We start from the raw sequence: 15,300 nt of genomic DNA on the forward strand, positions 1-15,300 counted from the left end.
AAGTGGGGGTGATCGACCTGAAGAAAAAGTCGATCACCATGGGTAAAGGATGTTAAAAAGTGTTCACCATGTCCCCGAACACCTGTCTACCATGTCCCCGGACTGTACACCCACAAGTGGGAGAGGGGACAATTAGGTAGGGACTGCTCGTTCTGCTCCAACAAGTGAGAGAAGGAACGATTAGGTGGGTACTGCACGTTCTGCTCCCTCGCCCGCTTGCGGGAGAGGGCTGGGGTGAGGGGAATAGTCTACCTTACTCAAACCCCACCAGCGGGTGCGGTTGATATACCGTTTCCAGCTCGGCAATCTCATTCTCACTCAACTCAACATCCACCGCTTTCACTAGCTCGGCGAACTGTTGCTCGCGCGAAGCGCCAATGATCGGCGCGGTGACCGCCGGTTTATGTAATAGCCACGCCAGCGCCACCTGCGCGCGCGTCACGCCTTTGTCGGCGGCTACGTTAGCCAGACGCTCGGCAATTGCCGCATCGTTCTCTTCGGTGCCGGTATACAGCTTCTCCATCACATTATCCGATACCGAACGTGCGGTGGTTTCGCCCCATGGACGCGTGAGTTTACCGCGCGCCAGCGGGCTCCACGGCAGCACCGCGATCCCTTCGCGCTGACACAGCGGATGCATGTCATTCTCTTCCTCACGCTGAATCAGGTTGTACTGATCCTGCATGCTGACAAAGCGCGCCCAGTTATTTTGCTTTTGCAGTTCCAGCGCCTGAGCAAACTGCGATGCGTGCATTGATGATGCGCCGATGTAACGCGCCTTGCCGGATTTCACCACTTCATGCAGCGCTTCCAGCGTCTCTTCAATCGGCGTGGCGTAATCCCAGCGGTGAATCTGCAGCAGATCGACATATTCCATACCAAGGCGCGTCAGGCTGTCATCAATCGATTGCAGGATATTCTGACGCGACAAGCCTTGTGACAGATTACTCAGCGGGAAATAGACCTTGGTGGCGACCACAACCTGATCGCGGCGGGCAAAATCTTTCAGCGCCCGGCCCACAATCTCTTCGCTGCTGCCATCGGAATAGCTGTTAGCGGTATCGAAGAAGTTGATGCCGGCTTCCAGCGCCTGCTTGATCAACGGTCGGCTGCTCTCTTCAGGCAGCGTCCACGCGTGATTGCCGCGCGTGGGATCGCCGTAAGTCATGCAGCCTAAACAGAGACGTGAAACCTGTAAGTCGGTTTGGCCTAGGGGAATAATTTTCATCTATTTGGGCTCCTGCTCTTATGCTTGAGGGAAATCGTTCCCTAAGCATAGCAGCAGGCTCGCTCACCGGGCGGTGAGCGAGTCGGGCAGATTACTGGGCGAGCCAGTCAGTGATTTGCTGCTGAATACCGGCGGCATCCAGCTGATAATCCTGACGTACTTCTTCCTGCGTACCTTGCGGGATGAACTCATCCGGCAGGCCGAGGTTGAGCACTGGCACGCGCAGGCGTTTTGCCATCACGTACTCGTTGACACCGCTGCCGGCGCCGCCTTTGATGGCGCCTTCTTCCAGCGTAACCAGCGAATCGTGGCTGGCCGCCAGCTCGGCAATCAGTGCTTCATCGAGTGGCTTCACAAAACGCATATCCACCAGCGTGGCATTCAGCGCTTCCGCAGCGGCGGCGGCTTCTGGCAGCAAAGTACCGAAGTTAAGGATCGCCAGCTTTTCGCCGCGACGCTTCACTATACCTTTGCCCAGCGGCAAGCTCGCCAGCGGTTCCAGCGTTGCGCCGGTGCCGGTACCGCGCGGGTAACGCACCGCACTTGGGCCATCCTGATAGTGATATCCGGTATAAAGCATCAGACGACATTCGTTTTCATCGCTTGGCGTCATGATCACCATCTCTGGCACGCAGCGTAAGAACGCGATATCAAATGCGCCCTGATGAGTTTGACCATCCGCGCCGACAATACCGCCGCGATCGATAGCAAACAGCACCGGCAATTTCTGAATGGCGACATCGTGGATCAGCTGATCGTAGGCGCGCTGCAGGAAGGTCGAGTAGATCGCCACAACCGGTTTGTAACCACCAATCGCCATACCCGCCGCGAACGTTACCGCGTGCTGCTCGGCAATCGCCACATCAAAATATTGCTGCGGATAGTCGCGTGAGTAGCTCACCATGCCCGAACCTTCGCGCATCGCTGGCGTGACCGCCATCAGGCGCGGATCGTCAGCCGCCATTTCGCTCAGCCAGTTGCCGAAAATCTTCGAATAGCTTGGTAAGCCTGGCACGCTTTTCGGCAGCGCTAAGCTGGCGGGATCGAACTTCGGTACCGCATGCCAGGTAATCGGATCTTCTTCCGCCGGGGCATAACCTTTGCCCTTTTTGGTCATGATGTGCAGGAACTGCGGACCTTTCAGATCGCGCATGTTCTTCAGCGTGCTCACCAGCGTCAGCACGTCGTGACCATCTACCGGGCCGATGTAGTTAAAGCCCAGCTCTTCAAACAGCGTACCCGGCACCACCATGCCTTTCAGGTGCTCTTCTGTGCGCTTCACCAGCTCTTTAATCGGCGGCAAACCGCCCAATACACGCTTGCCGCCTTCGCGCAGGCGTGAATAGGTTTTCCCGGAGAGAATCTGTGCCAGGCGATTGTTGAGTGCACCCACGTTCTCGGAGATCGACATCTCGTTGTCGTTGAGGATCACCAGCATATCCGGCTTGATGTCACCGGCGTGGTTCATGGCTTCAAACGCCATGCCAGCGGTGATCGCGCCATCGCCAATAATACAGGCGGTGCGGCGGCCTTTGCCTTCACGTTCGGCGGCAACCGCCATGCCGAGCCCGGCGCTGATCGAGGTGGAGGAGTGACCTACGCTCAGCACGTCGTACTCACTCTCACCGCGCCACGGGAACGGATGCAGGCCATTTTTCTGGCGGATGGTGCCGATACGATCGCGGCGTCCGGTCAGAATTTTGTGCGGATAGGCCTGATGTCCCACGTCCCACACCAGATGATCAAAGGGGGTGTTATAAACATAATGCAGCGCCACTGTTAGCTCGACGACGCCCAGACCCGATGCAAAGTGGCCGGAAGATCGGCTCACGCTATCCAGCAGATACTGACGCAGTTCGTCACACAGCTCCGGAAGTTTTTCTTTCGGTAATAAACGTAATTCCTGAACCGTGTTGGCTAACGCCAGTGTCGGGTATTTTGCAATATCAAAACTCATCAGAGACTCATTATGAAAGTTATTTATCGCGTTCAATTATGAAGCTTGCCAGCGCTTGTAAGGCGAGTGTGTTGTAAGACTGTGCCGCCAGAATATCGAGCGCGCCGAGCGCCTCTTGATAAAGATCCCAGGCTTTACTGCGGGCATTTTCCAGCCCCATCAATGAAGGATAGGTGCTTTTACCCAATGCCTGATCCGCCCCCTGTGTTTTTCCTAACACGGCGGTATCGCCGACCACATCGAGGATGTCATCCTGCACCTGAAACGCCAGTCCGATGGCATTGGCGTAGGTATCCAGCAGCGGCATCGCGGCGCGGCCACGATCGCCGGCGGCTAATGCGCCAAGACGTACCGCGGCGCGAATTAACGCGCCGGTTTTATGGCGGTGAATCTGTTCCAGCTGCGCCAGATCGATGCTTTTGCCTTCCGCCGCCAAATCCAGTGCCTGACCGCCGCACATGCCTGCCACGCCGCTGGCCTGCGCCAGTTCGGAAATCATCGCAATACGCGCGTCGGCGCTGACGCCGGGCATCGGCTGATCGGCCAGAATCGAAAAGGCCAAAGTTTGCAGAGCATCGCCGGCGAGAATCGCCGTGTCTTCACCATATTTAATATGGCAGGTTGGCTGCCCGCGGCGTAACGCATCGTCGTCCATCGCCGGCAGATCGTCATGAATCAGGGAATAAGCATGGATGCATTCCACGGCCGCAGCCGGCACATCGAGGCTGGCGGCATCGGCCTTCAGCATTTCGCCTGTTGCGTACACCAGAAAGGGACGCAGACGCTTACCGCCTAATAATGCCCCATACTCCATGGCATTCACCAGAGGAGAACTCTGAAAAGGAAGTGGATCTATTAAGCGCGTCAATGCCTGATTAACGCGTTGATGGTAAGCGCTCAGCAGTTTAGCGAAATCCATTACTCATTTTCCGGGGTAAAAGGGGCGAGGGCGGCATCTTTCTCATCGCTAAGCAGAATTTGCACACGCTGCTCTGCCTGCTGCAGGGTTTGCTGACCGGTACGTGCCAATTGTACGCCGCGTTCAAATTCGTTCAGCGCCTGCTCTAACGGCAGCTCGCCACTTTCCAGGCGGCTGACAATCTGTTCCAGCTGCTCTAATGCGCTTTCAAAACTGGCAGGCGCTTCGGCTTTTTTCGGCATAATCAGTGTCGACTCACAGGTTAGGAGATCATCTTGCAATCGGTCATGGTAGCTGACGAGGATTAATTAGCAAAATAATGAATGTGATGAAGGTTGCTTAAAGCAGTCACCCGGCAAAGGTGATATACTTTTGCGCCTCGGATGCGGGGGCTCCTGAATTAACCCGCAATTATATGATTTTAACAGTTAAGTGCCGATGCTTTTAGCACTTATTTGTCCAAACGAACCCCTGTCGCCATGAAGTTTATCGTCAAGCTGTTTCCAGAAATCACCATCAAAAGTCAGTCGGTGCGTCTGCGCTTTATCAAAATTCTCTCCAGTAGCATTCGTAATATTCTGCGCACCGTGGATGAAGAGATCAAAGTCGTGCGCCATTGGGACCACATTGAAGTGCGTTCTAAGAATGAGTCGCTGCGCGAGACCCTTGTCACCGAACTGACGCGCATTCCGGGCATTCACCATGTGCTGGCGGTGGAAGATCGCGCCTACACCGATATGCACGACATTTTCGAGCAGACGCTGGTGCTGAACCGCGAGCGTCTGGAAGGCAAAAGCTTCTGCGTGCGCGTCAAGCGTCGCGGCAAGCACAGCTTCAGCTCGCAGGACGTGGAACGCTACGTTGGCGGCGGCCTTAACCAACACATCGCCAGCGCGCGCGTGCAGCTCAATCGTCCGGAAGAAACGGTGAATCTGGAGATCGACGACGATCGTCTGTTGCTGATCACCGCACGCTATGAAGGCTTAGGCGGATTCCCGATTGGTACCCAGGAAGATGTTCTGTCACTGATTTCCGGCGGTTTTGATTCTGGCGTGTCGAGCTACATGCTGATGCGTCGCGGCTGCCGCGTGCATTACTGCTTCTTCAACCTTGGCGGTGCGGCACACGAGATTGGCGTGCGCCAGGTTGCACATTACCTGTGGCAGCGCTTTGGTCGCTCACACCGCGTACGCTTCGTAGCGATCAACTTCGAGCCGGTAGTCGGTGAGATTCTTGAGAAAGTGGACGACGGCCAAATGGGCGTGGTGCTGAAGCGTATGATGGTGCGTGCGGCGTCAATGGTGGCGGAACGTTACGGCGTGCAGGCGCTGGTGACCGGCGAAGCGCTGGGCCAGGTTTCCAGCCAGACGCTGACCAACCTGCGTTTGATCGATAACGCCTCCGATACGCTGATTCTGCGTCCGCTGATCTCCCATGACAAAGAGCACATCATTGATGTGGCACGTAAGATCGGCACCGAAGATTTTGCCCGCACCATGCCAGAATATTGCGGCGTGATTTCGAAAAGCCCAACCGTTAAAGCGGTGAAGGGCAAGATTGAAGCGGAAGAGCAAAACTTCGATTTCGAGATCCTTCATCGCGTGGTGCAGGAAGCCAGCAACGTCGATATCCGTGAAATCGCCGAGCAGACGGAAGAAGAAGTGGTGGAAGTTGAAACCGTTGACTCCTTCATCAGCAACGACGTGGTGCTGGATATCCGTTCGGCCGATGAGCAGGAGGCGAATCCGCTGATCGTTGAAGGCGTTGAAGTGAAGACTCTGGCGTTCTATAAACTCAGCACCCAGTTTGGCGACCTGGACCAGAGTAAAACCTGGCTGCTGTATTGCGATCGCGGTGTGATGAGTCGCTTGCAGGCGCTCTATCTGCATGAGCAGGGCTTCAAAAACGTGAAGGTTTATCGTCCATAAGCGATAAACCGTAGCGGCGCGATGAATCACGCGTATTTCATGCGGCATCAGCGTTGCAGTGAAATGCGCAATTAATTGCGCCGCTACAATCATGTGCAGCTTGTTATAACAACGTTACCGCTCTTCAAACTCCTGATAATTATAAATCCCTGCCGCCAGCACCAGCTGTGAAGCCACTTCACGCGCGGTCTCTTTATTCACCAGCAAATCAATCAGCTTCAACGCAAAATCCATTGCGGTGCCCGGTCCCTGGCTGGTCAGCAGATTAACGCGCGGATCCCACACCACGCGGCGCTCCATCCATTTGCTGTCGGGAATGGTGTCACGCAGGCCGGGAAAACCGGTCATATTGCCGACCGGAAACAGATCGTGCGCGACCAAAACCGTGCCGGGCGCGGCACAAATCGCCGCCACAATCTTGCTGGAGAGATGGAACTGGCGCACGGTTTCCACCAGCAGCGGGCTGTCGCGGAAGGTCTCCGCGCCTTTCAAACCGCCGGGCAGCACAATCGCGTCGTAGTCGTTATCCGCCACCTCAACCAAAGGCGCATCCGCCAGCAGCCGCACGCCGCGCGAACAGACGATCTCACGCGTGCCATCGCTCTCCACGCTGGCGGTGGTGACGCTTAAACCGCCGCGTACCAGCAAATCGATAGTAGTGACCGCTTCGGTCTCTTCACTTCCATGTGCCAGGCAAACCAGAACCGATGCGTTCGCGCTCATAGTGGGACTCCTTACGTTTAATCAGATCGTACAAACGGGTGTTTTCCGGCAGTGAAATGCCCTGTGCGCGGGCGCGACGCAACAGGTAGCCGGTGATGTAATCAATTTCGGTCAGACGCTGCGCGCGCACATCCTGCAACATTGATGAGGTATTGGCGGCGGTGCTATCGATCACGTCGTAAATGATGTCGCGCAGATTATCCACCGCCATGTGCTGGCCTTCGCGCTCCATCACCCAGGCGATCTCTTCGCACAGCAGCGCGACTTGTTCCGGCCAGGCGCGCAGCGCCCCGTTCTGGCAATCGTGCTCAACGGTCATCGGATTGATCACGCAGTTGATTGCCAGCTTGCGCCAGCTGGCGGCGGCGATATTGTCATGCCAGGCCACATCCGGCAGCGCCTGATGCAGAATATCAGCGATATCGCTCTGTGCGGCGCTCTCACGATTAGCAGGGCCGATATGGGTGATGCCGTGCGCAATATGCTTAATCACCGTGCCGTCGCGCATTGCCGCGTGCGTGGTGATGCCGCGCAACAGCGGCTGATGCAAATCTTTCAGCTCTTCCAGGGTTCCCATGCCGTTATGCAGCAGCAGAATTGGCGCGTGCGTCGGCAGCACGCTTTGCAGATTTTTCACCGCAGGGGAAACCTGTGGCGCTTTGAGCGTCACCAGTAACAGCTGGCTTTCGGCGAGGAACAGCGGATCGTTGGCAATAAAGGTGTGATTGCTCACATGGCCTTGCGGATCGACTACGTTGGCTGAGCAATAGGGCTGCGGTACACGTAACCAGCCCTGCACCTCATGTCCCTGACGGGCGAGAGCGGCGAGCCAAATTTGACCTAAGGCGCCACACCCCAACACGGTAATTTTCATTTTGCCTCCCGTGGGCGGGTTCCTGTTTTCACGTTACGGGTAAGTATAGCTTTCCGCGTATCGTGTTTTATTAGCGCCACAAGACGCGTATTATGCATGTCACTTTAGTATCAGGAGAAGAAAAGATGCCATCTTTCGATATCGTTTCCGAAGTCGAATTGTCGGAAGTGCGAAATGCCGTGGAGAATGCGAACCGCGAGATCTCAACTCGTTTCGATTTCCGTAACGTGAGTGCAACCATTGAGCTCAACGAAAAGAACGAGACCATCAAACTCAGCAGCGAATCTGATTTCCAGGTCAAACAGCTGGTGGATATTCTGCGCGAAAAGTTGCTGAAGCGTGGCATTGAAGGCGCGGCGATTGAAGTGCCAGAAGAGATCGTGCACAGCGGTAAAAACTGGTCGGTGGAAGCCAAGCTGAAGAAAGGTATCGAAAGCGATATCGCGAAAAAGCTGGTGAAGCTGATTAAAGACAGCAAGCTGAAAGTGCAGACGCAGATTCAGGGTGAAGAACTGCGCGTAACCGGTAAGTCACGCGACGACCTGCAAGGTGCGATGGCGCTGGTGCGCGGTGGCAACCTCGGTCAGCCTTTCCAGTTCAAAAACTTCCGCGACTAATCGCGTTTGTCGCGCGCCGCACGACGATAAAGCGTGCTGCGCGCGACGCCCAAGGCTTCCGCCGTTTTACTGATATTACCATTGAAGCGCTGCAGCGTTTCGCTGATCAACCGCCTATCATGACTCTGCCGATCGGACTGTGGCTGCACCGCCGCACGCCGATACTCTGCCGGTAAATGCACCTCTGTCACTTCTTCACCTTCATCCGCCAGTGCCAACAGCACGCGTAACAAGCTGCGCAATTGCCGCACGTTGCCCGGCCACGGCAGCTGCGCCAGAGCCGTCAACAGCGCAGGCGAGAGCTGAATATCGCGATCCGCGCCGCCCAGCTCCAGCCATAAACGGCTGATAAAACCCTCTACTTCCGGCCAGGCGCGCAGCGGCGGAATGGTCATCGAGAATTCCTGCAGGCGATAGAGTAAATCTTCGCGGAATTCGCCTTCGGCCACGCGCTGTGCCAAATCGCGGTGCGTGGCGCTGATCACCGCGAAATTCACCGGCCAGCTGCGGCTGGATCCGAGCGGCGCCACCTCTTTCTCCTGCAACACGCGTAGCAAGCGGGTTTGTAGTGCCAGCGGCATATCGCCAATTTCATCAAGGAACAGCACGCCGCCATCCGCTTCACGGATTTTGCCGATGTAACCATTCTTGCTCGCGCCGGTGAACGCGCCGGGTTGATAGCCAAACAGCTCAGATTCAATCAGCGCTTCGGGGATGGCCGCGCAGTTAATGGCAACGAATTTGCCTTCGCGCCAGCGGCTTTGCTGATGCAGTGCGCGGCTGACATACTCTTTGCCGCTGCCGGTTTCGCCGTGAATGCACAGTGAAACGCCGGCATTGAGCAGTCGCACCATCTTCTTGCCATCGCGCCCCAGCGAGAAAGGCAGCTCGCTGGCGGGTTCGCTCGGCGTGGCAAAATGGCTGCGCTGCGGCGCCCGCAGGAGAAAATAGTAGCGCTGCGTGGCGTAATCGAGCGGGGCGGGAATGCTGTTGGCGTGCTGCTGCTGTTGCGGGAACAGTTGTTGAAAGGTCACGCTGCCGAGTTGCCCGACGCTCAGCGCCAGCTCGCGCATCGCCAGCCTGTTGGCGGCGGTCAGGACGTTATCCGAGAACACCAGCAGCAGTTCATCGCTGGTATCGATGCCCTGCGGCTGCAGATGCAGGCTCATCAACCATTGCTGCGGATGCAGGCTCTGCTTCACCCATAGATATTCGATCTGTTTCGCCGCCGCTTTCACCCAGCTAAAGGTCTGCGGATGCGGGAAGTGCGCCGGGCCGGAAATATCCAGCACGCCAGCAATCTGACCGTTGGGCATTTGCAGCGGCATCGCCGCACAGTACAAACCTTGATTGAGCGTCAGGAAGTGCTGATGACCTTGAATCTCGCAGCCATCATCAATCGCCAGCGCGGTGCCAATCGCATTGGTGCCACGCCCGCATTCACTCCATAAATTACCCGGCGCCAGCGCATAACGTTGGGCTTTTTCCAGCGAGGGCATATCGCCAAAGGTATTGAGCACCAGACCGGTGGCATCCGACAGAATCACCACCGATTGCTTCTCGGCCAGTTTCTGCGCCAGCTGTTTGATCACCGGCTGAGCGAACTGCTGCAGCCCGGCATTGCTGGCGAGTACATCGGCCAGTTCACCCTGGCGAACACGCGGAAAATCATCGGCGGTGCGATCGAGGCCATACAGCTGGCTACGGAACCAGGAGTCGCTTAACAGCGGATTGGCGTTAACGGCAGACGCGGATGGATTTCCCTGCATTGATGACCTCATGCCCAAGCGAAAGTGTTGCGACATTGTAGCGGGTCGGTTTCTGTACTGTTGCGATACGCAACACAGATGGTGAACTTTTCTGCACAACATAGCCAGGTCATGTTGTGCGTCGGCTCTTAACTTAATGATCATATTGGTTTTTTAACAAAACATCCTCTGATGAAAAAAGCTGGCACGCCCGCTGCAATAGCTCCTCTGACAGCACGTTCTCTGTAAGGCGACTGAGCCTTCAGATTATCTGACCCTACATAAAGGAGTTTGCGATGCGTTATGCACATCCCGGTACGCCCGGCGCTTTGGTTTCATTCCAGGCGATTTACGGCAACTACATTGCGGGCAAATTCGTCGAGCCGCTCAGCGGCCAATACTTCACTAACACCTCGCCAGTGAATGGCAGCGATATCGCGCAGTTCCCGCGTTCGGATGCGCGCGATATCGATTTAGCGCTGGATGCGGCGCATCAGGCGGCTGATGCCTGGGGAAAAACCAGCGTGCAGCATCGCGCCAACATCCTGTTGCAGGTGGCGGATCGCATTGAGGCCAATCTCGAAAAACTGGCGGTAGCGGAGAGCTGGGATAACGGCAAACCGATTCGCGAAACCCTGAACGCCGATCTGCCGCTGGCGGTGGATCACTTCCGTTACTTCGCCGGTTGCCTGCGCGCGCAAGAGGGCAGCACCGCGGAGATCGATGAAACCACCGTGGCATATCACTTCCATGAACCGCTCGGTGTGGTTGGGCAAATCATTCCGTGGAACTTCCCGCTGTTAATGGCGGCGTGGAAACTGGCGCCAGCGCTGGCGGCGGGCAACTGTGTGGTGCTGAAACCGGCGGAACAGACGCCGCTGGGCATTACGCTGCTGATGGAGATGATTGGCGATCTGTTCCCGGCTGGCGTGTTGAATGTGGTGCAGGGCTTTGGTCGTGAAGCGGGTGAAGCGCTGGCGACCAGCAAACGCATCGCCAAAATCGCCTTCACCGGTTCAACGCCGGTGGGGCGTCACATTATGGCCTGCGCTGCTGAAAACATCATTCCCTGTACCGTCGAGCTGGGCGGCAAGTCGCCGAATATCTACTTCGCTGATGTGATGGATGGTGAGGACGAGTTTATTGAGAAGGCGGTGGAAGGGTTAGTACTCGGTTTCTTCAATCAGGGGGAAGTCTGTACCTGTCCATCGCGCGCCTTGATTCATGAATCGATCTATCAACCCTTTATGGATCGCGTGATGGCCAAGGTGGCGAACATCCGTCGCGGCGATCCGCTTGATAGCGACACCATGATTGGTGCACAGGCTTCACGCCAGCAATTCGATAAAATCCTGTCGTATATCAACATCGCACGCGACGAAGGCGGGCAAATTCTCACCGGTGGCGATCGCGCCAGCATGGCCACCGAGCTGAATGATGGATTCTACATTCAGCCGACCTTAATCAAAGGAACCAACCAGATGCGCTGTTTCCAGGAGGAGATTTTTGGGCCGGTGATTGGTGTTACCACCTTTAAGGATGAGGCAGAAGCGCTCGCCATCGCCAACGAAACCCAGTTCGGTCTTGGTGCGGGCGTGTGGACGCGCGATACCAATCTGGCTTATCGCATGGGACGCGGCATCAAAGCCGGGCGCGTCTGGACCAACTGTTATCACATCTATCCCGCTCACGCGGCATTCGGCGGTTACAAGCAGTCGGGTGTAGGCCGTGAGACGCACAAAATGGCGCTCAGCGCCTATCAACAAACCAAAAATCTGCTGGTTAGCTATGGCACCGCGCCTTTGGGCCTGTTCTAAGTCCGCATCCGTTCAAATGGAGAGTGAAAGATGAATATGCAAATCAAAACCACCATGAAAGCCGCTGTTGTGAAGGCTTTTGGTGAACCGTTAGTGATTGAGCAGGTGCCGGTGCCGCAGGTCGGGCCGGGGCAGATTTTAGTGAAAATTGCGGCTACTGGCGTGTGCCATACCGATCTTCACGCGGCCGAAGGCGACTGGCCGATTAAACCCAATCCGCCGTTTATTCCGGGCCACGAAGGTGTGGGCCAGGTTGTGGCGCTCGGCGAGGGCGTTAAGCACCTGAAAATGGGCGATCGCGTCGGTGTGCCATGGCTCTATTCGGCGTGCGGTCACTGCGAACACTGTCTCGATAGCTGGGAAACGCTGTGTCTGTCGCAGCAAAATGCCGGTTACTCAGTGAATGGCAGCTTCGCGGAATACTGCCTCGCCGATGCCAACTATGTCGGCATCATTCCAGATAACGTCGATTACAACGAAATCGCGCCGATCCTCTGTGCCGGCGTCACCGTGTATAAAGGGCTGAAAATGACCGACACCAAACCCGGCGATTGGGTGGTGATTTCCGGTATTGGCGGTTTAGGGCATATGGCGGTGCAGTACGCGGTTGCCATGGGTCTGAACGTGGCGGCGGTGGATATTGATGATGAGAAACTGGCGTTCGCTAAACGTCTCGGTGCCAGCGTGGTGGCGAATGCGAAAAATGTCGATCCGGCCAAGGTGTTCCAGGAGAGTTTTGGCGGTGCGCATGGCGTGCTGGTCACGGCAGTTTCACCGAAAGCGTTCGAACAGGCGATTGGTACGCTGCGTCGTGGCGGCACCATGGTGCTGAACGGTTTGCCGCCGGGCAAATTCGATCTGTCGATTTTCGATATGGTGTTGGACGGCATTACGGTGCGCGGTTCCATCGTCGGGACGCGCAAAGATCTGCAGGAAGCGCTGGATTTCGCCGGTCGTCACAAGGTGAAAGCCACCGTAGCGGTAGAACCGCTGACTAACATCAACGATATCTTCGCGCGGATGCACGCTGGCAAGATTGAAGGGCGCATCGTGGTGGATATGTCGCTGTAACAAAAAGCCCGACGCGATGGTCGGGCTGGTCACTTAGCAACTGGCGAGCAGCGCTTCGAGTTCGACGCGGCTCGTCACTTTACTGTCGATTTTGATGTAAGCACTTTTCTCTTCTGGCACGATAAACACCGACGCCACGCCGGGCTGCGCTTTCAAACGCTTCTCCAGATTCGGCACCGCCAGCACCGCATCGCTGAGCATAATACGCAGGCTGCTGACGTAAGGCGGTTCCTGCATCGACATCGCCACAAACAGCCAGGCAGCCGCGACAATCGCACCGACCAGGAACACGGTTTGAGCATCAACATGACCATAGATCCATCCGCCCATGCTGCCGCCAATCGCCACACCAATGAACTGGCTGGTGGAGTAGATGCCCATCGCGGTGCCTTTGTAGCCCGGCGGCGACTCTTTGCTGATCAGTGATGGCAGAATCGCTTCCATCAGGTTGAAGGCGAGGAAGAACAGCTGCACGCCAATAACCAGCGTCCAGAAGTGGCCTGCCGCGCCCCACAATACGATTTCTGCAATGATGATGATCGCCACGCAGCCGACAAACACGCGCTTCATGCGGCGCTTCACTTCGGCATAGATAATGAAAGGCACCACGGCAACAAAGGCCACCAACATCGTCACCAGATAGACTTTCCAGTGCTCGGCCGCCGGTAAACCGGCTTGTTCAAACTGTCCCGGCAGCGCCACGAAGCTCGACATCAGCAGAATGTGCAGGCAGAGAATGCCGATATTCAGTTTTAACAGTTTTGGATTGGTCAACACCGCGCGGATACTGCCTTTAACCATGCCGGATTCGCGGTTCAATACGTGGTTTGGTGCGTTCGGCACCACTAATAAGGTGATGACGATGCCCAGCGTCGCGAGGATGGCGATCATCCAGAACAGCGCGTGCAAGCCGAGTGCGTGGGTGACAATCGGGCCAACTACCATCGCAATAGCAAAAGTGACGCCAAAGCTGATGCCGATAAACGCCATCGCCTTGGTGCGGTTTTGTTCACGGGTTAAATCTGACAGCAACGCCATTACCGCGGCGGCAATCGCGCCGGAGCCTTGTAACGCGCGGCCTAAAATCACGCCCCAAATGGTGTCGGAGGTGGCGGCGATAACGCTGCCGAAAACGAACAGCAGCAGCCCGCCAACGATCAGCGGCTTTCGGCCGACGCGATCGGAGAGCAAACCAAAAGGAATTTGGAAGATGGCTTGTGCCAAACCATAGATACCGATTGCGAACCCAATCAGTGTTTCACTGGCGCCCTGTAACGCCATGCCGTACGTGGTGAGTACCGGCAAGACCATAAACATTCCCAGCATGCGCAGGGAAAAAACGGTACCTAAACCCCATGTAGCACGAAGCTCTACTGGCGTCATTTTATTGTCGTTCATGTTTACCTCAAAATTATACTGCGCCCATTTTAGGCAGCAGGGCAGGGCGGGTAAAACATTTGTTCTTAAGCAGTGGTAACAAAAAGAAAGGGCGCGAAATTCGCGCCCTTTCTGGTTTTGCGGAGCTGAATTACCAGACGTAAGTCAGTAAATCTTTCGACGCTGGCGTCATGAAATCAACGGACATCATCACGCTCAGAGCGGTGATAGCGACAATCGAGAACACAAACAGTTTACGCGCCCAAACTTTATCGTTTGAGGTTTTGTAACCTGAAAGCGCCATCCCGAGCCACCACACGCTAACGGCCGCAGCCACCACCAGATATTTGTAGCCCGCGTAACCGCCAAGGGTCAGCATCAGCGTGGCAATCATGAACGCCAGGATATACAGCGTAATATGATTTTTTGCCACCGAGATGCCTTTCACCACTGGCAGAACCGGGATGTTGGCAGCCTGGTAATCTTTAAAGCGGAAGATGGCAATCGCATAGGAGTGCGGCATCTGCCACAGGCTAAAGATAGCCAGTAAAATCAACGCGCCAGCATCAAACTGGTTGGTCACTGCGCAGTAGCCAATCACCGGCGGCGCAGCGCCAGAGAGACTACCAATCAGCGTGCCGTAGACAGAGTTACGCTTCATATAGAGGCTATAAACGCCTACGTAAACCACGAAGCCCATCACCGCCAGCCACATGGCCAGCGGGTTAGCGCCGAAATACAGCAACGCAAAGCCAGCAATACCCAATGCGGTTGCATAAACCAGGCTTACTTTCGCCGAGATCAGGCCTTTGACCAGAACACGGTTCCGCGTTCTCTCCATTTTGATGTCGATATCGCGGTCAATCACGTTGTTGAAAACACAACCTGATGCGACAACCAGCGATACGCCAACCAGCGAGGCGAGAAACAGGGTGTAATCAATGCTGCCTTTCGAAGCCAGCAGGAATCCACCGATCACAGAAATTAAATTGCCGAAAATAATTCCTGGTTTTGTTACTTGCAGGTATTGCTTAATCATTA

At 55.8% G+C, this 15,300-nt stretch carries 13 protein-coding genes; 4 read left to right on the forward strand and 9 right to left on the reverse strand.

From position 1 onward, the window contains the following. Window positions 1-253 precede the first annotated feature (253 nt). From ACFQW4_RS04175 to xseB, 4 genes are all read right to left on the reverse strand, one after another. Complete coding sequence (locus ACFQW4_RS04175; protein WP_377724029.1) at window positions 254-1,228, reverse strand: aldo/keto reductase; 975 nt, start codon at window positions 1,226-1,228, stop codon at window positions 254-256. A 91-nt stretch (window positions 1,229-1,319) separates the two neighbouring features. Continuing rightward, entirely contained in the window at window positions 1,320-3,185 is a 1,866-nt protein-coding gene (gene dxs / locus ACFQW4_RS04180) for a 1-deoxy-D-xylulose-5-phosphate synthase (protein ID WP_101762438.1), read from the reverse strand. A 19-nt stretch (window positions 3,186-3,204) separates the two neighbouring features. Next, window positions 3,205-4,104 carry a (2E,6E)-farnesyl diphosphate synthase gene (gene ispA / locus ACFQW4_RS04185; protein WP_101762437.1) on the reverse strand — a complete coding sequence of 300 codons (900 nt, stop codon included), beginning with the start codon at window positions 4,102-4,104 and terminating at the stop codon, window positions 3,205-3,207. Next, window positions 4,104-4,346, reverse strand: a complete 243-nt coding sequence (gene xseB, locus ACFQW4_RS04190; protein WP_101762436.1) for an exodeoxyribonuclease VII small subunit — start codon at window positions 4,344-4,346, stop codon at window positions 4,104-4,106. Before xseB ends, ispA begins: the two co-directional genes overlap by 1 nt. 237 nt (window positions 4,347-4,583) lie before the next feature. Between xseB and thiI the strand changes: the two genes are divergently transcribed. Beyond that, a complete protein-coding gene (gene thiI / locus ACFQW4_RS04195) occupies window positions 4,584-6,032 on the forward strand; it encodes a tRNA uracil 4-sulfurtransferase ThiI (protein ID WP_110867750.1) in 1,449 nt (482 codons plus the stop codon). A gap of 114 nt (window positions 6,033-6,146) precedes the next feature. On the opposite strand, the gene yajL is transcribed toward thiI, so the two are convergent. Then, window positions 6,147-6,755, reverse strand: a complete 609-nt coding sequence (gene yajL / locus ACFQW4_RS04200) for a protein deglycase YajL (RefSeq protein ID WP_377724032.1) — start codon at window positions 6,753-6,755, stop codon at window positions 6,147-6,149. Further along, window positions 6,709-7,629 carry a 2-dehydropantoate 2-reductase gene (gene panE / locus ACFQW4_RS04205; RefSeq protein ID WP_377724035.1) on the reverse strand — a complete coding sequence of 307 codons (921 nt, stop codon included), beginning with the start codon at window positions 7,627-7,629 and terminating at the stop codon, window positions 6,709-6,711. Before panE ends, yajL begins: the two co-directional genes overlap by 47 nt. A gap of 125 nt (window positions 7,630-7,754) precedes the next feature. Here panE and ACFQW4_RS04210 point away from each other — a divergent pair, with 125 nt between their 5' ends. Further along, a complete protein-coding gene (locus ACFQW4_RS04210) occupies window positions 7,755-8,246 on the forward strand; it encodes a YajQ family cyclic di-GMP-binding protein (RefSeq protein WP_110867748.1) in 492 nt (163 codons plus the stop codon). Here the strand turns inward: ACFQW4_RS04210 and ACFQW4_RS04215 are convergent. Beyond that, on the reverse strand, window positions 8,243-10,015 hold the full coding sequence (locus tag ACFQW4_RS04215) for a sigma-54-dependent Fis family transcriptional regulator (RefSeq protein WP_377724037.1): 1,773 nt from the start codon (window positions 10,013-10,015) through the stop codon (window positions 8,243-8,245). The two genes, ACFQW4_RS04210 and ACFQW4_RS04215, sit on opposite strands and share 4 nt — an antisense overlap. Window positions 10,016-10,290: 275 nt before the next feature. Here ACFQW4_RS04215 and ACFQW4_RS04220 point away from each other — a divergent pair, with 275 nt between their 5' ends. Next, a complete protein-coding gene (locus ACFQW4_RS04220; protein ID WP_192414023.1) occupies window positions 10,291-11,811 on the forward strand; it encodes an aldehyde dehydrogenase family protein in 1,521 nt (506 codons plus the stop codon). 30 nt (window positions 11,812-11,841) lie between these two features. Next, window positions 11,842-12,882 (forward strand): alcohol dehydrogenase AdhP, encoded by a 1,041-nt coding sequence (gene adhP, locus ACFQW4_RS04225; protein ID WP_137385269.1) that lies wholly within the window; start codon window positions 11,842-11,844, stop codon window positions 12,880-12,882. A 33-nt stretch (window positions 12,883-12,915) separates the two neighbouring features. Here adhP and ACFQW4_RS04230 read toward each other — a convergent pair whose 3' ends face one another. Further along, window positions 12,916-14,280 (reverse strand): MFS transporter, encoded by a 1,365-nt coding sequence (locus tag ACFQW4_RS04230; protein WP_192236709.1) that lies wholly within the window; start codon window positions 14,278-14,280, stop codon window positions 12,916-12,918. Window positions 14,281-14,410: 130 nt separating this feature from the next. Continuing rightward, complete coding sequence (gene cyoE, locus ACFQW4_RS04235) at window positions 14,411-15,298, reverse strand: heme o synthase (protein WP_008103945.1); 888 nt, start codon at window positions 15,296-15,298, stop codon at window positions 14,411-14,413. Window positions 15,299-15,300: the final 2 nt, after the last annotated feature.

Origin of the sequence: Pantoea sp. GCM10028869, from assembly GCF_042666835.1 — a bacterium.
Classification (GTDB): domain Bacteria; phylum Pseudomonadota; class Gammaproteobacteria; order Enterobacterales; family Enterobacteriaceae; genus Pantoea; species Pantoea leporis.